Consider the following 18,686-nt stretch of genomic DNA (forward strand, 5'->3'; position numbering starts at 1 on the left):
ACCGGCCATGGCCCCGGCCGGCCGGCGAGCGTGAGGTACTGGCCGGACCGGTGTCCCACTGCGGCGTTAGGCTCGCCGCGTGAGTGCCGACAGCACCGTTCCCGCCGGCTCGACCGCGGCCCGCGCCAGCACCGCTCCGGTTCCGGTGGGCTGGGCGCAGGCCAGAGCAATCGTGTACGCGGAAGGGCTGGCGGCCGCGCCGCCCCCGGTCGACGTACCGCTGCCGCAGGCCGACGGTCGCACCCTCGCCGAGCCACTCCGCACCCCGACCGGGCTGCCGGCGTTCCCCACCTCCAGCGTCGACGGCTGGGCGGTCCGCGGAACCGGGCCGTGGCGGCCGGTGGGCCGGGTGCTCGCCGGTGCCACCCCGCCGCCGCTGACCGGGGACGGGACGGCGGTGGAGATCGCCACCGGCGCCATGCTCCCGGACGGCGCCCAGGCGGTGCTGCGGGTCGAGGAGTCGACCACCACCGCCGACGGCCGGATCGCCGGCCATCCCCGACCCGCGCCCGAGTGGCGGGCGGCCGGTGAGGAGGCGCCGGCCGGCACCGAGCTGCTGCCCGTCGGCACGCCCGTCGACCCCGGCGTCATCGGCCTGGCCGCCTCGTGCGGCTACGACACCTTGCGGGTGCACCAGCCGCCCCGGGCGGCGCTGCGGGTCTTCGGCGACGAGCTGCTGACCGCCGGCCCGCCCGGCGCCGGGCGGGTACGCGACGCGCTCGGCCCGGCTGTGCCGTCCTGGCTGCGCCGCTACGGGTGCCGGGTGGCCGACGCGGACCACGTCTCGCCGGTGGCCGACACCCTTCCGGCGCACGTCGAGGCCATCCGGGCGGCGCTTGTCGATGCCGACCTGGTCTGCACCACCGGCGGCACCATGCACGGCCCGGTGGACCACCTACATCCGGCGCTGCGCGAGCTCGGCGCCGAGTACGTGGTGAACACCGTCGCCGTCCGGCCGGGCTTCCCGATGCTGGTGGCCCGGGTGCCCGGACCGGACGGCCGGCCCCGGTTCGTCGCGGGGTTGCCCGGCAACCCGCAGTCGGCGATCGTGGCGATCGTCTCGCTTGTCGCCCCCCTGCTGGCCGGTCTGCAGGGAAGGCCGCTGCCGGTGTTGCCGCACGCGACCCTCGGCGAGCCGGTTCCGGGTCGCGGTGACTACACCCACCTGGCTCTGGTCCGGCTGGACCAGGTCCGGGGAACCGCGCACCCGGTGCGGCACGTCGGTTCGGCGATGCTGCGCGGACTTGCCCAGGCCGACGGCTTCGCGGTCATCGGCCCCGGCGGGCGCGGCGAACCGGGCGACCGGGTACCGGTCGTACCGCTCCCGCTGCTTCCGGGTGAACGGCCGTGACCGTGCTGGTGGCCCCACCCGAAACCCACGGCAGAGATCGGAGCGCGAGATGAGCACGGACACGCCAGCGGCCGCCCCGGCGAACGGTCGCCTGACGTTGGTGGCGGTCGGCACCGAGCCGCTCGACCTGGCCGCGCACGAAGCGGCGGTGGCGGACGCGGCGGCCGGCGCAGTGGTCTCGTTCCAGGGCGTGGTCCGCGATCACGACCACGGCCGCTCGGTCAGCAGCCTGGAGTACGAGGCGCACCCCAGCGCCGAGGCGGTGCTGCGGGAGGTCGCGGCCGAGATCGCCGCCGACCCCGCCGTCCGGGCGGTTGCGGTGTCGCACCGGGTCGGGCCGCTGCGGATCGGCGACGTGGCGCTGGCCGCCGCCGTCAGCACCGCGCACCGGGCCGAGGCGTTCGCCGCCTGCGCCCGGCTGGTCGACGAGGCCAAGGCCCGGTTGCCGATCTGGAAGCGCCAGGTCTTCACCGACGGCACCGAGGAGTGGGTGAACTGCCCCTGAGCCGGCCCAGCCCAGCAGGGCGGCTCAGCGGCAGCCCGGCTCAGAAGCCCTGGTCGGAGGTGACGCGGCGGCCGAACCGGCCGCGTTCGGCGTAGAACGCGGGCTCGGCGCCGGGCCGCCACGGTAGCGCCGCGACCAGCACGATCAACGCGATGGCCAGCGAGTTCTCCATGAGCGCGCCGAACAGCCCGTGGTGATAGTGCGACACCTCGGGAAGCTGGTGCTCGTACGGCCAGATCGGCGAGACGAGGAAGAGCAGGTAGAGCCCGAGCGCGGCGGCCGCGTGCCGGAACCCGGTGAGCCTCGGGAACCAGATCGGCGAGCGGAGGGTGGTCATCCCGCTCAACCCGGGGCTGACCGGCGGGTGGCCGCCGGCCAGCAGCATGCCGCGGCTGGCGCTGCGGCGCCGCAGCGCGGCGTCGGCGAGCACCACGATGGCCGGGATCACCCAGACCAGGTGGTGGGTCCAGGAGATCGGGCTGATCACGCTGGTGGTCAGGCCGACCAGGGTGAAGGCGGTCAGCTCGTCGCCGTCGGCGTGCGCGTGGGAGGCGCGGGAGAGACCGACCGCGAGCAGCAGCATCGCGAACGCGAGCCAGAGCAGTCCGGGGGTCTCGATCGAGTCGTAGAGGCGGGCGAGCAGGCCGGCCAGCGACTGGTTCGGGGTCATGTCGGCGGCGCCGACCCGTTCGGTGGCCCAGAGCACGCCGGTGAAGTAGGTCATCGACTCGCGGCCGGCGATCGCGAAGGTGGCGAGGGTGACGCCGACGGCGGTGCCGACCGCGGTCATCGCGGCCCGCCACTGCCGGGTGATCAGCAGGTAGCAGATGAACAGCGCCGGGGTGAGCTTGACCGAGGTGGCCAGGCCGATGCCGGCTCCGGCCCAGGCGCCGCTGTACCAGAACCGGCGCAGCGGTCCGTCGTCGGCGGAGTGGAGCGGGTCGCGGCGGGCGCGCCACCGCAGCGCCATCAGGTCGGCCATGACCAGGCCGAAGAGGAGCACGTTGACCTGGCCGTAGCCGAGGGTTTCCCGGACCGGTTCGATCGCGGCGGCGACCGGGACGGCGATTCCGACGGCGAACCAGAGTGGCCAGCCGAGGCGGTCCACGATCGGCCGGAGCAGCACGACCAGGACGAGGGCGAGCGCGGCGAGGCTGGCCAGGACGTTGAGCCAGCCGGCGACGGCCATCGGCAGGTACGCCATCGGCGCCATCACCAGGCCCGCGAAGGGCGGGTAGGTGAAGCCCAATGTGGTCCGGGGCGCGATGAACGCGTACAGGTCGTTACCGCTTGCCCACCAGGCCACCGCACCGTGGTAGATCTTCATGTCGAAGAAGTTGTACGGGCGTCCGAACGCGACGATGGCGAGCCACGCGGCGTACCAGACGGCGGCCAGGATGCCGATCCGTACCAGTGTTCGACTGTCGATCCCACGAGCCCGCTGGTCGATCTCACGAGCGGCGCGGCGGACTGGGGCAAGGCGGTCCAGCCGTCGTCCGACGGTCGCCGGCATGACGTGGCCACCCCCGTACCGTTGTTGGTTATTCCGCCCTAGGTCCTCGTCGAGCCTAGAGTGACCCACCCCCCGGCGGCCTCCTGCGTTATGCGACCGTGTCCGATCCCACACTAGTTCGCGACATTTCAGCCGCGTTAACGCGGCGTGTACGGTTCAGGCGAATCGAGTCACCGAGTCATGAAAAAGTAGCATGTATCCGCTGTTACCGCAGGTCATCCCGGAAGTCGACGCGCCGCCGCGGCCGAGCGGACCGCGATCCGGGCCTCCCGACGGGCAGTACGGACCGACCGGCGCACCGATCGGCCGCTGCGACCCAGGGCCCGCTCGGTGCGGCCGACCGCGTGACTGGTCCGGTACCGCAGGCCGGGCCGCCCCTCGGTGTCCACGGCCGCCAGCAGCAACCCGCCGAGCAGGCCGAGGTTCTTCAGGAAGTGCACCTGGTGGATCCGGCGTTCGGCCGGGTCGTCGATGGTCCAGAAGGGATGACCGGCCAGCGTCGTCGGCACCAGCGTACCGGCCAGCACGGCGGCCGCCGGCCGGGTCAGGTGCCCGGTGGCCAGCAGCAGTCCGCCGGCGACCTGGAGCGCCCCGTTCAACCGGACCAGCGGCTCCGGCTCGGTGGGCAGCTTCGGGTGGGCGTTGGCCAGCACCGGCCCGACCCGGTCGGTGACCCGCCGGGCCCGGTCCACGAACGGCTCGGGATTGGCCAGTGACCGCGCGCCGCTGACCACGAAGATTCCACTGAGCAGGGCGCGGGCGGCGGAGCGTACCGGTCTCATGGTTCAAGTCATACCCGGTCCGCGCCAGCTTTACGCGGCAACCGCCGGGACCGGGGCCGACCCGATCCCGGATCGCCCGCGCAATTGGATGCGGTCATCCATCCGGTACCGGTAGCGTCGCCAGGCGTGACGACTGCTCGGCTGCGGCCGGAGGGTCCGGCGGATGTGCCGGGGGTCCGGCGGGTGCTGGGCGAGGCGTTCGCCCGTCCCGGCGTGGCCGTTCCGGACGAGGTGACCCTGGTGGACGCCCTCCGCGACACCGACGCCTGGCTGCCGGAACTGGCCATGGTCGCCGAGTTCGACGGCGGCGACGACGATTCGATCCCCGAGGACGCCGAGACCTTCGGCCAGGTGGTCGGCTACGCCCTGTTGACCCGGGTCCGGGTGGATCCCGCCGGCTTCCCGGCGCTGGCACTCGGCCCGGTCGCGGTGCGCCCGGCCCGGCAGCGTCGCGGGTACGGCACGGCGGTGGTCTGGGCCGCCCTGGACGCCGCCGCGGAGCTCGGCGAGCGGCTGGTCGTGGTGCTCGGCGACCCGGCCTGGTACGAGCGCTTCGGCTTCGCCCCGGCCAGCAAGCTCGGGCTGACCAGTCCCTGGTCCGGGCTGGGCGCCCCTTGGCAGGCGCTGGTGCTGCCACCGGACGTCAGCGGCGCCGAGCCGGTCCCGCCCGGCGAAGTCCGCTACCCACCACCCTGGTCCCAGGTCTGACCGACGGCACGCGGGCCGGCGGCTGCTGTGTAGGGCCGGCGGTCCGGCTGCGCGCGTCCCAGGCCAGGCCGCCGCCACGCCACCTCAGGCCGCCCGGGTACGCGGACAGCGGCCGACGGTCAGCCCCGGCTGGGTACGCAGGTGGCCGGCGAAGGTCACGCCGGCTGGGTACGCAGGTGGCCGGCGAAGGTCACGCCGGCTGGGTATGCAGGTGGCCGGCGAAGGTCACGCCGGCTGGGTACGCAGATAGCGGCCGAAGTGCGGGACGGTGAAGGCGACCGTGCCGCGTTCGCCGGAGTAGATCAGCCCCTTCTTGATCAGCGCATCCCGGGCCGGCGAGAGGCTGGCCGGCTTACGCCCCAGCGACCGGGCGATCTCGGCGGTCGGCACGGCGGCGTCCAGGTCGTCCGGAACCGCCCCGGCCGTCGCATCGCTGTCCGGTCCGGACGCGTCCGGCCCGTCGGCGCCGGCCGGGCCGCCGACCCGGGACAGCGCGGCCATCGCCCGCATGTACTCCCGTTCCGCCGGGGTGGCCCGCTCGAACCGGGACCCGAAGAAGCCGACCGCCAGTTCCGCCTCGGCCTCCGGGGCGGCCACCCGTACGTCGGCCGCGGTCACCGGGGATCGCGGCGCGTGGTCCCAGGTCGCCTTCCCGTACGCCTGCACGAAGTACGGGTATCCGCCGGACTTCTCGTAGAGCAGGTCGAGCGCCTTCTGTTCGTACTCGACCTGCTCCCGCTCGGCGGGCGCGCAGAGGGCCTGGTCGGCGGCGATCCGGTCGAGCCGATCGATGCGCTGGTAGCGGAAGAGTCGCTCCGAGTAGGACTTCGCCGCCGACAGCACCGCCGGCAGGTGCGGCAGCCCGGCCCCGACGACGATCAGCGGTGCGCCGAGCTGGGACAGCTCGTGGCAGGCGGCGCAGAGCGCGGAGACGTCGGCCGCCTCGACGTCCTGCAGTTCGTCGATGAAGATCGCGATTCCGGTGCCGACGTCGGTGGCGACGCTTGCCGCGTCGGTGAGCAGCTCGACCAGGTCGATCTCGATGTCGCCGGAGTCGGCCCGGCCGGTCGCGGCGGGTACGTCGATGCCGGGCTGCCACCGGTCGCGCAGCCGGGGCGCCGACCCGGCCCGGCCGGCTCCGCTCCGGCCGGTGGCCGGCGGGTTGGCCCGCAGCGCGAACGCCTTGAGTACGCCGAGGAAGGCGTCGATCCGATCCGGGGCGCGGTGGTGCGGCGCCAGTTCCCGGACCGCCATGTGCAGCGCCGCGGCGATCGGTCGGCGCAGCGACTGGTCGGGTCGTGCCTCGATCTTCCCGGTGCCCCAGAGCCGGCCGATGGCCTGGGAGCGGAGCGTGTTGAGCAGCACGGTCTTGCCGACGCCGCGCAGGCCGGTCAGCATCAGGCTGCGTTCCGGCCGGCCGCGGGCTACCCGTTCCAGCACGATGTCGAAGACCTCGAGCTCGCGGCCGCGACCGGCGAGCTCGGGTGGGCGCTGGCCGGCGCCAGGCGCGTACGGGTTGCGGACCGGATCCACGCATCGGAGATTATCCGGTCGTCTAGCCGTCGGGCTAGATGCCGATAGATCGGGGTAGGCGTGTCGGGCGTCGAGACAAAACTAGGACTGTCTAGCTTGGTCGCTAGACAGTCCTAGTTTCCGATCGACTCGCCCTACTACCGCTCGACCCGCCCTACCGCCGCTTCAGGCAGAGCACGTAGTCGGCGAAGTCCAGGTTGTTGTCGTGCACGTAGTTGGCGTCGTGCTCGGGCGCCCGGCTCTCGCACTGCTTCTCGTCGGTGGTGAACGGAATCCGCGCCAGCACCTCGTAGGTGTCCGGCCCGCACGGCACCTTGCGCAGCTCGGGATCGCTGTCGGTGCCGTCGTTGACCAGGCAGTCACCGGTGACGAAGACCTGCCCGTCCAGGTCCGGGCCGCCGGAGGTCCGGCTGGGCAGCGGGTTCGCCGTGGCGCTCGGTCGCGGGGTGGGTGCCCCGATCGGCCCCGGTTCGGGGTCGCCGGAGTCGTAGTTCGCCAGCCCCCAGATCGCCAGCCCGACGCACGAGCAGAGCAGCAGGAGGACCACCGCCCCGATGATCAGCGCGATCTTCAACCCGCTCCGCCGCTTCGGCGGCGCCGGCGGCATCCCCGGCCCGTACCCGCCCGGTCCGGGAGCGCCCGGCCCGTACCCACCGGGCGGCTGCTGCCCGTACGGGCCGGGCGGCGGGGCGCCGTAGCCCCCCGGTTGCGGCCCGTACGCCGGCGGTTGGGGTGCCCCGGGCGGGGGCGGATAACCGCCGTCCGCCGCCCCGAACTCCCGGGTGGCCGGGTACTCGCCCGGCGGCGGGTAGCCCTCGGACGGCGGCGGCGGGTAGCCGCCGGGCGGCGGGTAGCCCTCGGACGGGGGTGGCGGTGGGTAACCGCCGGCGGGCGGCGGCGGTGGGTAACCGCCCGGCGGTGGGTAGCCGGGCGGGGTCGACCGCGGCTCGCTCGTAGGGTCCTCGGGTTGGCCCTGGCCGGGCGGTCCGTAGGTCGACATCATTCTCCAGGGGTGGATGCGCCGATCAGCGCAGCTTGAGGCAGAGCACGTAGTCCAACGCGTCGAACGGGCTGTCGAAGAAGTACCAGGTGGTGTAACCGGCCACCGAGGCGCACTTCGACTTGGCGTCCTCCTCGCCCGTGGTGGCCCCGTCGAAGCGTTGCAGCACTTCCAGGGCACCGGGCTCACAGGCGGTGATCGCCAGTTGCGGCTTCTCGACCGTACCCTCATTCACCACGCACTGCCCCACCGCGACGAACCGGGCGTCCGACGACGGCTGGGGCGCGGTCGTCGGCTGGCCCGGCGCGGTGTCCTGGGTGGGGCCGGCGGTGCTGCCGAGCGGGACTGCCGGCGTACCGCCGGGTTGGTCGGTGGGCGCGGAGCCGGCGGTCGGCCCGGAGCCGGGGTCCTCGCGGCCGACCAGGTAGATGGCGAGCCCGCCGCTGCCGAGCACCAGCAGAGCCAGGATGGTCAGGATGACGATCGGCCCGGTCCGGCTCGGCTTCAGCGGCTGGCTGTCGGTGAAGGCACGGTCCGGATCGAGGCCGGGCCGGCCCGGCTCACCGATGGCGAGCAGACCGTGCCGCTCGGTGGCGTCGCCGTCCGGGCGTCCGACCGGCGAACCGGTGCCGTCCGGCGGGGTCGAGGCGGGCTGCCCACCCCACCGGTCCTGCCCGCTCCACTGGTCCTGCCCGGCCGGCCACTGCTCCTCCCCGGCCGACCAGTGGCCCTGCTGCCCGCCGGGCCACTGGTCCTGCCCGGTGGGCCACGACTCCTGGCTGGCCGGCGGCTGGTCCGGGCCGCCATGCCACGCCTCCCGGTCGGTGTTCCAGTCCTGGTGGCCGGAGCCCTGGCCGGAGTGCCAGCGGTCCGGATCGGGGTGCCGGTCACGTCCCGGCTCGGCCTCCGCCCACGGGTCGGACGGCACCTCGAACGGGTCCTGGTCGGGCCCTGCGGACCATGGTTCCTGGCGGTCACCGTGCGGCGAGCCCCCGGGCGGGCCATAGTTCGACATCTGCGGTCCTCCTGGCGGAAGCTACGGGCCCGATGGGCGTGGCCCGGGTACGACTTCCGTCACGGTAGCCTGACCGCTCGAATCGACCCCTCCCGGAACTGCGCCAAACCTCCGGGTCGGCGTCCGCGCCGCAGCCGAGCCGGCCGGTGGCGGCTAGATCAACCGGAGTTGGCGGTCCTTGGGCCGGCGCGGCTCGGTGTCACCGAGCCGGTCGAAGAGCCGGCCGTCGATGACGTCGAGGAACGGCGTCGGCCGGCAGTCGCGTTCGGTGCCGTGCCGCAGCCGGCGCCGGGTGTGGCTGACGTAGAGCCGGTCCTGGGCCCGGGTCATCCCGACGAAGAAGAGCCGCCGCTCCTCGGCCACCGCCTCGTCGGTCGGCCCGGCCCCGCCGAACCGCAGCGGCAGCAGGCCGTCCTCGCAGCCGACCAGGAACACCACCGGGAACTCCAGGCCCTTGGCGGCGTGCAGGGTGAGCAGGGTGACCGCCTCGGCGCGCGGATCGAGCGCGTCCACCTCGGCGCCGGTGGCGAGCTGCGAGAGGAACTGCGGCAGGTCGTCGCCGCAGCGCTGGGCCAGCGGGGTGAGCACCTCGACGGCACTCCAGATCTCCTCCGGTCCGATCCCGGCCGGGGCGTCCAGGGTGGGGGCGGCGAAGCGTTCGGCGAGCACCTGGCCGGCCAGCCGGACCCGGGCCGCGAGGGACCCGCCGAGCCCGTCGGCGTGCCGCAGTTCCCGGGCGATCAGGCCGACCCCGGCCCGGTCCCGGAGCCGGTCGTGGGACCGCTTCTGCACCGGCACGCCGGCCCGCGACAGCGCGTCGACGAGCGGCGCGGCCTGGGCGTCGGTGCGGTAGAGCACGGCGATGTCGGAGAAGGAGACCGTCGAGGTCCGCCCGTCGATGCGGCCGGAGTCCAGCGACCGGTGGGACAGGCCGCCGACCAGGTCGTCGATGGTACGGACGACGAAGTCCGCCTCGTCGGCGACGGAGGCGGCCGGGTACTGGCCGACCAGCGGTGCCTCCGGGTCCAGCCGGGCCGGGTCCAGCCGCCGCCCACCGACCAGCGAGGTGGGTGCGATGGCCTGCACCGCCGCCGCGAGGATGGGCGCGGACGACCGGTAGTTGCGGGTCAGCCGGACCAGCCGGGCGTCGGTGAAGTCCTGCGAGAACCGCAGGAAGTACCCGACGTCGGCGCCCCGGAACGAGTAGATCGCCTGGTCCGGGTCGCCGATCGCGCAGAGGTTGCCGTCCGGCGGGCTGAGCAGCCGCAGCAGCTCGTACTGGCTGGCGTCCACGTCCTGGTACTCGTCGACGAAGATCCACCCCCAGCGCCGCCGGTACCGGTCGACAAGCGCCGGGTCGTCGCGCAGCAGCGCCACCGGCAACGTGACCAGTTCGTCGAGGTCGACCAGGTCCTGGGCGCGCAGCAGCTTCGCGTACGCCGAGTCGTCGTCGCCGGCGTCGGCCCGGGCGGCAGCCCGTTCGGCGTCGTCGGCGATCCGGAAGTCGTCCGGCAGCCCGGCGGCCCGGGCGTTCTCGCGCAGGATGGTCAGCCCCAGCGAGTGGAAGGTGGCCACCGTGACGTCCTCGGCGACCGGGCCGAGCAGACCGTCCAGCCGGACCCGCAGCTCCTCGGCGGCCCGCCGGGTGAAGGTGATCGCCAGGCAGTTCTCCGGGAAGACGTTCAGCTCGGCGCAGAGGTAGGCGATCCGGTGGGTGAGGGTGCGGGTCTTGCCGGTGCCCGGGCCGGCGACGATGAGCAGCGGCCCGCCCGGCGCGGAGGCGGCGACCCGCTGCATCGCGTCGAGCCGGTCGAGCAGGCCGGTGCCGACCTCCTCCATGCCGGCGAGCATCGGCTCGAACGGCTCGTGCGGGGACGGCGGCGGCGGGATCGGCGGCGCGGCGACCGGCGGGGCCGGGCGGGCCGGCCGCCGCCGGGGCTCGGCCGCCGGGCCGGCGGCCGACTTCCCGGCGGACCTCCCGGCCGCCGTCCCGGTCGCGGCACGCGACCGACCGGCCGGCTCCACGGGTGGCCGCTGCCGGGGCACGGGTACGTCGAAGAGCGCGTCGGGTTGCCCGTTGGTGGCGCCCTTGCGCAGCTCACCGGGCTCGAACACCTTGATCACGCCGTACTCGCCGTCGTAGCCGGGCACCCGGTGGACCTGCCCCCGGCGCAGCCGGCCGATTCCCTCGGCGAGCAGCTCGCCGCCCACTCGGCCGAGCTCGTCGAGCGGGCTGGTGGTGAGGATCTCCAGCTCGGGGCCGAGCGCGGCGACCAGCTTGTTGAACTGGCCCTCGACGGTCTTGGAGCGGGCGCCGACCCCGTTGATCTCGCCGAGGATCTCGGCGAGCGGCACCAGGTGGGTGACCCGGGGCGCGTTGGCGGGTTGGTGGCCGGTGGGCCGGTCGGCGAGGTCCTCGACCCGGCTGAGCACCCCTACGGTGAGCGGTTTGCCGCACTCCGGGCAGCGCCCGCCGGCCTGGCGGGTGCGTTCCGGCTCCCAGTTGACGCCGCAGAGTCGGTGGCCGTCGGCGTGGTACTTCCCCTCCTCCGGGAAGAACTCGATCGTGCCGGCCAACCCGTCGCCGGTGCGCAGCGCCTCCCGTACGGCGTAGTAGTCGAGCGCGGTCGCGAAGACGGTCGCCTCCCGGGCCAGCGCCGGCGGCGAGTGGGCGTCCGAGTTGGAGACCAGCCGGTACCGGTCGAGGCTGGACACCCGCCAGTTCATCTCGGGGTCGGAGGAGAGCCCGGTCTCCACCGCGAAGATGTGTTCGGCCAGGTCGGCGTAGCAGTCGGCGATGGCGTCGAAGCCGGATTTCGAGCCGAGCGCGGAGAACCACGGGGTCCAGATGTGCGCCGGCACCAGGTAGCCGTCCGGGCTGGCCGTCAGCGTGATCTCCAGCAGGTCGCGGGAGTCCAGGCCGAGGATGGGCCGGCCGTCGGAGCCGAGGTTGCCGATCCGGCCGAGGGCGGTGTTGAACCGGGCCACCGCGTCCAGGTCGGGCAGGTAGATCAGGTGGTGCACCTTGCGGGTCCGGTCGTCCCGCTTGTAGATGGTGGAGATCTCGACGCTGAGCTGGTAGCGCACCGGGTTGGCCTCGGCCGCGTCGGCCAGCCGGGGTGGCAGGTCGCGGGCGATCTGCCGTTCGGCTTCGGGGCTGAGCCGGTAGAGGCCGGGCTCGGCCGGGTGCAGCGTCTCGCGCAGGTGGGCGTACCAGGCCGGGTGGGTGAAGTCGCCGGTGCCGAGCAGGCCGATGCCCTTGCGCCGGGCCCACCAGGCCAGGTTGGGCAGGTTCAGGTCGCGGCTGCAGGCGCGGGAGTACTTCGAGTGGATGTGCAGGTCGGCGACGAACGGGTGGGTGTCCACGGGGGAGCCGCCGGGGGCTGCGGCGCTGAACGGAACCACGCCGCATCCTGTCACGGGTTGCCCGCCGGCCGGTCCACGCCACGCGCGGGTGTGATGTATGGCCTGCCCCACCTGCGTCGACCGGCACCTGCGTCGACCGGCACCTGCGTCGACCGGCACCTGCGTCGACCGGCACCTGCGTCGACCGGCACCTGCGTCGACCGGCACCGCAGACCGGTGGTGGGCACACGTGGGTCGGCAGCAGGCCGGTCGTTGGGCCGGCAGCAGGCCGGCGGGGTCAGCACGAAGCCGGCGGCGGTCAGCTGGTGCTGCGTAGCTCGACGACGCTCACCTGGGGTGGGGCGCCGACTCGGACCGGTGGCCCCCAGAATCCGGCGCCGTTGGTGACGTACACCTGGGTGCCGTCGACGGTGCCGAGCCCGGAGACGACCGGTTGTTCCAGCGCGACGAGGTAGTTGAACGGGACGATCTGGCCGCCGTGGGTGTGCCCGGACAGTTGCAGGTCGACGCCGTACCGGGCGGCCTCGCGGGCCTGGACCGGCTGGTGGGCCAGGAGCACCACGGGCAGGTTCGGGTCGCGGTCGCCGAGGGCCGCCTCGAAGTCCGGCCCGGCGGCCACCCCGACGCCGCCGTCGCCGGCCGGGTCGTTCACCCCGGCCACGTCGAGCACGCCGCCGGCGGTGACGATCTGCTGCCGGGTGTTCTGGAGTACCCGCAGCCCGAGCCGGTCCAGCTCGACCACCCACTCCTCGACGCCGGAGTAGTACTCGTGGTTGCCGGTGACGAAGAAGCTGCCGTAGCGGGAGCGCAGGTCGCGCAGCGGGGCGGCGGCCTCACCGAGCTCGCCGACGGTGCCGTCGACCAGGTCGCCGACGATGGCCACCAGGTCGGCGTCGACCCGGTTGATGGTGGCGACGATCCGTTCGGTGTGCGCCCGCCCGGCCAGCGGCCCGATGTGGATGTCCGAGACGGTGGCGATCCGCAGCCCGTCCAGGCTGCGGGGGAGTTTGGCCAGCGGAATCTGGACCCGGTCGAGCTGCGGCGGGCCAATGGCCGTGCGCACCCCGTAGCCGGTGATGCCGACGGCGGTGAGGCCGGCGAAGATGGCCGCACCCCGGGCGAGCAGCAACCGCCGGCCGGGGTCGTATCCGGGGTCGGGTCCGGCGCCCGAAGCTGGCTCGGTGCCCGGTCCGGGTGACGCGTCGGTGGAGGCCGGGGGCTCCTCGTCGGTGGCGACACCGCCGCCGCCAGGTCCTACTCCGCTGGCCGGTCCGCCGCTGCTGGCAGCTCCGGTGGCGTTGGCTGGTTCCGAGCCGCCGGTTGGTCCGGAGGCGCCGGTTGGTCCGGAGGTGGTCGTCGTCGGCGCGGTAGCCAGTGCCGGTGCCGCCCGGCGGCGCAGCGCGAGCCGGGTCACCAGCATCGGCAGCTCCAGCACGAGGAGCACGATGAGCAGGTAGAACATCACGGCGAGCCAGAGGTACCCGGGCCAGGCCAGCCAGTAGAGACCGGCCCTGGTGCCGACCATGGTGGCCGGCACCAGGATGGCGAGGACCAGCATGGTCAGGCCGCCGACGCGGCGCCAGCGGGCCGACCGGCCGGTGTCCCGGACCAGCCGCTTCCACAGGTAGAGATGGATCAGGCCGGTGACGATCGCCAACGTCGCGACGAAACCCAGCAGCGCGAACACCCAGCCTCCTCAGCCGCCGGCGAAGGGCGGTAGCACGTCGACCGTGGCCCCGGCCGGCAGCGGTGCCCGGCGATCATGCCACCGCACGCCGTCGACCAGGAAACTGGCCACCTTCAACACCGTCGACAGCCGCTCGCCGTGTCGCTCGGCGAGCCGTTCGACCAGGTCGTCGAGGCCACCGCCGGCGGGGGCGGGCTCGGCCTCGGTGCCGGCCGCCGCGCGGGCCGCCGCGAAGTACCGGACCAGTACCACGGGCGCGTCGCCGCCGCTGTCGGGCCGCGTCATCGGCCTCAACCGCCGATCGCGGACATCGGGCGGGCCGGCTGCAGGAAGCTCGGGTCGTCGATGCCGTGGCCGGCCCGCTTGCCCCGCATCGCCACCCGCCACCGGCGGGCCAGCTCGGCGTCGTCGGCGCCGGCCCGCAGCGCACCCCGCAGGTCCGATTCCTCGGTGGCGAAGAGGCAGTTGCGGACCTGCCCGTCGGCGGTGAGCCGGGTCCGGTCGCAGTCGCCGCAGAACGGCCGGGTGACGCTGCCGATGATCCCCACCCGGGCGGGGGTGCCGCCCGGTCCGGTGGCGCCGTCGACCAGCCAGGTCTCGGCGGGTGCCCCGCCCCGCTCGGCGGGATCGGGCAGCAGGGTGAACTCGGCCCGCAGGGCGGCGAGGATCTCCTCGGCGGTGACCATCGACGACCGGTCCCAGCCGTGCTGGGCGTCGAGCGGCATCTGCTCGATGAAACGCAGCTCGTAGCCGTGGGTGAGGGCGAACCGGAGCAGCGCCGGCGCATCGCCGTCGTTGACCCCGCGCATCAGCACCGAGTTGATCTTTACTGGGTTGAGCCCGGCGTCGGCCGCCGCGGCCATCCCGGCGAGCACGTCGGCCAGCCGGGGGCGGCGGGTCAGCTCGGTGAACCGGCCCGGGTCGAGTGTGTCGAGGGAGATGTTGACCCGGTCCAGCCCGGCCGCGCGCAGCGGGGCCGCGAGCCGGGCCAGGCCGATGCCGTTGGTGGTGAGCGACAGCACCGGGCGGGGCCGCAGCGCGGCGACGGCCGCGACGATGCCGGGCAGGCCGGGCCGGATCAGCGGCTCGCCACCGGTGAACCGGACCTCGGTCACGCCGAGCCGACCGACGGCGATCCCGACCAGCCGGATGATCTCCTCGTCGGTGAGCACGTTCGAACTCGGCAGCCAGGCCAGACCCTCGGCCGGCATGCAGTACGTGCAGCGCAGGTTGCACCGGTCGGTGAGGGAGACCCGCAGATCGGTGGCGACCCGCCCATACCGGTCCGCAAGCGGCCCAGCGGCGGTCGGGTCAGTCCCGCTCGGGTCAGCCCCGGGCTGGCCGGTCCCGCTCAGGTCGGCCCCGAGCCGGTCGGCCGGCCCCGGGCCGCCGCCCGCCGGGTGAACCGGGATGGTCATTCGTCGACCGTAGCGCGTCAGCGCCGCTGGGCTGTAGCGCGTAACCGTCGCCGGGTCGTGCCAGGTCGCCCCCGCCGGCCGTGCCGGGTCGCCCTCGCCCGGTGGTGCCGGGTCGCCCCCGGCGGATGTGCCGGGTCGCCCTCGCCCGGTGGTGCCGGGTCGCCCCCGGCGGATGTGCCGGGTCGCCCTCGCCCGGTGGTGCGGGGTCAGCCCTCACCGGGGTCGTCGCGGGCCAGAGTCCTCACGGGGTGGTGGCGGGTCAGTCCTCACACGGGTGGTGGCGGGTCAGCGTCGTAGGGCGGTGCCGGCGGCGGTCCGGACCGCGTCCCGGTAGCCGCCGCCGAACAGTGCGGTGTGCACCAGCAGCAGGTGCAGTTGGTGCACGGCGACGCGGTCCTGCCAGCCGTCGGCCAGCGGCCAGATCTGCTGGTAGGCGTCGAGGATCACCGGCAGGTGCGGGGCGCCGCCGAAGAGCGCGAGCTGGGCCAGATCGGTCTCCCGGTGCCCGCCGTGTGCGGCCGGGTCGACCAACCAGACCCGCCCCTCGGCACCCCAGAGCAGGTTCCCCGGCCACAGGTCGCCATGGATCCGGGCGGGCGGCTCGCTGCCCCCGTACCCGTCGATGTTGGAGATCACGCGTTCGACCAGCGCGACGTCCGCCGCGGCGAGCGCGCCGCGGTCGGCCGAGATTTTCAGGTACGGCGCCAGCCGGCGCTCGGCGAACCAGCGCGGCCACGGTCCGGCCGACGGGCTGTTCTCCTGCGGCAGCGCGCCGATGAAACCGGGCCAGTCGGCGCCGAAGCTCGGCGCCCCGGCCTGGTGCATGGCGGCCAGTTCGCGGCCGAACCGGGCCGCCGCGGTCGGGCTGGGGCTCCCGGGCTCGACCCACTCCAGGGCGAGCAGGTCCGGCAGCGCCACGATGACGTCCGGCACCGGCACCGCCCCGGCCTCGGCCAGCCAACGCAGCCCGGCGGCCTCGGCGCTGAAGAACCCCTCCGGTACGACGTCCGCCGCGCTGTCCGGCCAGCTCTTGGTGAACAGTGAGCTGCCGTCGTCGAGGGTGAGGCGGCTGGCGGTGCAGATGTCACCGCCGCTGACCGGCGTCTCCCGGATTCGCTGGTGGGTGAGGAAGGTGGGCAGCTGTCCCGGATGCGCGCGCAGGTACGCCAGGTCCATCTCCGCAAGGTAGCGGTTCGCCGCCGACCCGATAGGGCGAGTCCGGCCGAGTTGACTGTCGCCGGATCGGGATCGGGAGTAGATATGAACCATGACCGATGCCGTGATCCGTCCCTACCGGCCGGCCGACCATGGCGCGGGCCGCCAGCTCTGGGTCGAGTTGATCGAGCAGCATCGGACCCTGTACGACGACCCGGGCTACGGCGGCGCCGACCCGGGCTCGGCCTTCGAGGAGTACCTGACCAGGCTGGATCTGGCCGGGGTCTGGGTGGCCGAGGCGCCGGGCGCCGGGGTGGTCGGCCTGGTGGGTCTGATCGTCTCCGAGGCCGGCGGCCGGGTCGAGCCGGTGGTGGTGGCTGCCCGCGCGCGCGGTCGGGGCATCGGCCGGGCGCTGCTCGCCCAGGTAGCCGAGGTGGCCCGCAACCGCGGCCTGGCTCGGCTGACGGTGACCCCTGAGTCCCGCAACGTCGAGGCGCTGCGCTGCCTGCACTCCGCCGGCTACGACGTGCTCTCCGCGATCGAGTTGACCCTCGACCTGCGCAACGCCTTCGACGCCCGCCAAGAGGGCATCGACCTACACGGCCTGCGCTACCGCTCCTAGCCGCGCTCGGTTCCTCGTGATCAACAGTTGAAAAGTCCCGGTTCCGAAGCCGAAGGCGCGACTTTGCATCAATTGATCACGGGTGCCCGGGCGAAGCTTCGTGATCGTGGCGCTTTGAGCCGTAGAAGACCGTGGGTTCGTGACGGCTGACTGCGCCACGAGCATGGCCCCGCCAGCTCGAACACTGCGGTCACATCTCGGAACGCCGACGTTGAGACGCTGCATTGTCGCTGGGGCGGCTAGCCCTGCATCGTCACGTTTGACGATATCTGTTATGTCAGATTTAGCGGCTTTTCCAGATGGTTCTGTTGTCTGACGGCGGAGGGGTTCAACTGCGGAGATGCTCCCGTCAAAGATGGACCTTGGCGTGTCTGCCGTGAGCGTGATCTTGATGTGGGCTTGTTGGGCGTTGGGTAGGCGTACCTCAAGGTTGAGGATGTCAAATAGTTGGCGTTGTAGCTGCTCAGGCAGGCTGGCGAGGGATGCCTCAACCTGGGGCATGGCGTCGAGTAGGGCGACATCGTCGGTGTTGATGACCGGTTGGGTGGCGGTTAGTTCGGCGAGTCGGGCTTCGGTTTCGATCCGGCGGGTTTCGAGGTTGTTGAATCGGTCCCGCAGGTTCGTGCGCCATGCCTTGTTGTCGACGGGTGTCTCCTCTAGTTCGGCGCCGATGCTGTCTTGCCGTGTGGTGATGTCGTCGAGGGTGCGGGTGGTGGCGGCGATGGCTTCGGCGTGTGCTTCGGCGAGGTGGCGGGGGGCGGCGGCGTGTTGGGCTGCGAGGTGTTGACGCCGGTGGGGTCCGAAGACCCGCTCGGCGATGACACCGGTGATGGCGGGCAGGAGGATGTCTTCCCGGATGTAGATGGTCCCGGGGTGGTCAGCCATGAGTTTTTCACCTCGGGTGTTGCGGGGTCCCCGGCAGTAGTAGTAGGTGCGGTCGCCTCGCAGGGTGCCTGGCATGCGCCGCTGGCATTGTTCGTGGCGGAGGTAGCCACGCAGCAGGTAGGTATTCTTGGTGGCGGGGTGGGTGTTGGCCTCGTGGCCGGGTCGGTGCCCGCGTTGCCGGTCGGCGACCGTGGCGGCGGCGCGGAAGTCCGACAGAGATACCAGGGCCGTGTGGGTTTCGGTGGGTGACCAAACCCATTGGTCGATCGGGTTGGGGCGGTGGGTTCTTTTTCGCCGGAGAGTGACACCGGTGCGGGTGGTGGTGCGGTTCCACACCATGTGGCCGGTGTACTTCGGGTTGTGGAGCAGGTTGCGGACCGACTCCCAGGTCCAGCAGCCCACTGCGGTGTCCTTACGGAGTGGCTCCGGTGGCGGGTACCGGTCCAGGTTGGCGTTGAGCCGGGCGGCGATCTGTCCGTAGGTGTACTCGTCGTCGACCCGCCATCGGAAGATCTGGGTGACGACCGGCCCGCGGGCCTTGTCCACGACGAGTTTGGACTTGACCCGTTCGCCTTCCTTGTGAGGTTGGGTGCGGTAGCCGTAGGGGGCGCGGCCGATGTTGTACCCGGAGGTGGTGTGGGTCTTCAGGCCGTCCCAGGCTTGTTCGAAGGTGTTGATCGCGGTCCACTCGCCGACGGCCTGCTTGATGCGGCGCAGGAGGACCTTGGCGGCCTTCTTGCCGTGCAGGTCGATTGGTTCATCGGAGGCGAACAGTTCGATGCCGTGGCGGGCCAGTTCGTACTCGATGCGGGTGTTGAAGTAGACGTAGCGTGCCATCCGTTCGGCGTTCTCGCAGATGACGGCGGCGAAGCGGCAGTTGGGCCGCTTCGCCTCCTCCAGCAGATCCGCCAGCCCGCCCGCGCGTTCGACGGGCAGGTCGAAGCGTAGGTGCGCGGTCCCGGTGCCGCGCTCATCGAACTCCATCCGCCCAGACTCGATGTCGATAAACCACAGGTCGATCTCCCAGCCGGCGGGAAGTGCGGCGAGGTTGTTGTTCATCTGCCGGATGGCCGAGCCGACCGGATCTTGCAGGTCGTCGGTGGATACCCGGATCAGACCGGCGACAGGTACCCGCTCGCCCATCGT

At 73.1% G+C, this 18,686-nt stretch carries 15 protein-coding genes; 4 read left to right on the forward strand and 11 right to left on the reverse strand.

What is annotated here, in order from left to right; all coding sequences use genetic code 11:
• Positions 1-145: 145 nt before the first annotated feature.
• On the forward strand, positions 146-1,351 hold the full coding sequence (locus O7627_RS36525; RefSeq protein WP_278098558.1) for a molybdopterin molybdotransferase MoeA: 1,206 nt from the start codon (positions 146-148) through the stop codon (positions 1,349-1,351).
• Positions 1,352-1,400: 49 nt separating this feature from the next.
• Positions 1,401-1,856 carry a molybdenum cofactor biosynthesis protein MoaE gene (locus O7627_RS36530; RefSeq protein ID WP_278097993.1) on the forward strand — a complete coding sequence of 152 codons (456 nt, stop codon included), beginning with the start codon at positions 1,401-1,403 and terminating at the stop codon, positions 1,854-1,856.
• 40 nt (positions 1,857-1,896) lie between these two features.
• Here the strand turns inward: O7627_RS36530 and O7627_RS36535 are convergent, their stop codons facing one another.
• Both O7627_RS36535 and O7627_RS36540 read right to left on the reverse strand, forming a co-directional pair.
• A complete protein-coding gene (locus tag O7627_RS36535; protein ID WP_278097994.1) occupies positions 1,897-3,369 on the reverse strand; it encodes a glycosyltransferase 87 family protein in 1,473 nt (490 codons plus the stop codon).
• A gap of 215 nt (positions 3,370-3,584) precedes the next feature.
• On the reverse strand, positions 3,585-4,151 hold the full coding sequence (locus O7627_RS36540) for a DoxX family protein (protein ID WP_278097995.1): 567 nt from the start codon (positions 4,149-4,151) through the stop codon (positions 3,585-3,587).
• A 126-nt stretch (positions 4,152-4,277) separates the two neighbouring features.
• On the opposite strand from O7627_RS36540, the gene O7627_RS36545 reads away from it, so the two are divergent.
• Positions 4,278-4,859 (forward strand): N-acetyltransferase, encoded by a 582-nt coding sequence (locus tag O7627_RS36545; protein WP_278097996.1) that lies wholly within the window; start codon positions 4,278-4,280, stop codon positions 4,857-4,859.
• A gap of 225 nt (positions 4,860-5,084) precedes the next feature.
• On the opposite strand, the gene O7627_RS36550 is transcribed toward O7627_RS36545, so the two are convergent.
• From O7627_RS36550 to O7627_RS36585, 8 genes are all read right to left on the reverse strand, one after another.
• Positions 5,085-6,392, reverse strand: a complete 1,308-nt coding sequence (locus O7627_RS36550) for an ATP-binding protein (protein ID WP_278097997.1) — start codon at positions 6,390-6,392, stop codon at positions 5,085-5,087.
• A 154-nt stretch (positions 6,393-6,546) separates the two neighbouring features.
• On the reverse strand, positions 6,547-7,392 hold the full coding sequence (locus tag O7627_RS36555) for a hypothetical protein (RefSeq protein WP_278097998.1): 846 nt from the start codon (positions 7,390-7,392) through the stop codon (positions 6,547-6,549).
• A 25-nt stretch (positions 7,393-7,417) separates the two neighbouring features.
• The gene (locus O7627_RS36560) at positions 7,418-8,407 is read right to left on the reverse strand and encodes a hypothetical protein (protein ID WP_278097999.1); all 990 of its coding nucleotides are present in this window, start codon (positions 8,405-8,407) and stop codon (positions 7,418-7,420) included.
• 153 nt (positions 8,408-8,560) lie between these two features.
• Positions 8,561-11,812 (reverse strand): UvrD-helicase domain-containing protein, encoded by a 3,252-nt coding sequence (locus O7627_RS36565; protein WP_278098000.1) that lies wholly within the window; start codon positions 11,810-11,812, stop codon positions 8,561-8,563.
• A gap of 259 nt (positions 11,813-12,071) precedes the next feature.
• Positions 12,072-13,460 carry a metallophosphoesterase gene (locus tag O7627_RS36570; protein WP_278098001.1) on the reverse strand — a complete coding sequence of 463 codons (1,389 nt, stop codon included), beginning with the start codon at positions 13,458-13,460 and terminating at the stop codon, positions 12,072-12,074.
• Between the two features lie 9 nt (positions 13,461-13,469).
• Positions 13,470-13,745, reverse strand: coding sequence for a MoaD/ThiS family protein (locus O7627_RS36575; RefSeq protein WP_278098002.1), 276 nt, complete (start codon positions 13,743-13,745; stop codon positions 13,470-13,472).
• Positions 13,746-13,750: 5 nt separating this feature from the next.
• Positions 13,751-14,878, reverse strand: a complete 1,128-nt coding sequence (gene moaA / locus O7627_RS36580) for a GTP 3',8-cyclase MoaA (protein WP_278098003.1) — start codon at positions 14,876-14,878, stop codon at positions 13,751-13,753.
• A gap of 285 nt (positions 14,879-15,163) precedes the next feature.
• Positions 15,164-16,054, reverse strand: a complete 891-nt coding sequence (locus O7627_RS36585; RefSeq protein ID WP_278098004.1) for a fructosamine kinase family protein — start codon at positions 16,052-16,054, stop codon at positions 15,164-15,166.
• Positions 16,055-16,145: 91 nt separating this feature from the next.
• Between O7627_RS36585 and O7627_RS36590 the strand changes: the two genes are divergently transcribed.
• Positions 16,146-16,655 carry a GNAT family N-acetyltransferase gene (locus O7627_RS36590; protein ID WP_278098005.1) on the forward strand — a complete coding sequence of 170 codons (510 nt, stop codon included), beginning with the start codon at positions 16,146-16,148 and terminating at the stop codon, positions 16,653-16,655.
• On the opposite strand, the gene O7627_RS36595 is transcribed toward O7627_RS36590, so the two are convergent.
• Positions 16,629-18,683, reverse strand: coding sequence for a recombinase family protein (locus O7627_RS36595; protein ID WP_278098006.1), 2,055 nt, complete (start codon positions 18,681-18,683; stop codon positions 16,629-16,631). The genes O7627_RS36590 and O7627_RS36595 overlap by 27 nt on opposite strands.
• Positions 18,684-18,686 lie beyond the last annotated feature (3 nt).

Source organism: Solwaraspora sp. WMMD1047 (assembly GCF_029626155.1).
In the GTDB taxonomy this organism is placed as follows: domain Bacteria; phylum Actinomycetota; class Actinomycetes; order Mycobacteriales; family Micromonosporaceae; genus WMMD1047.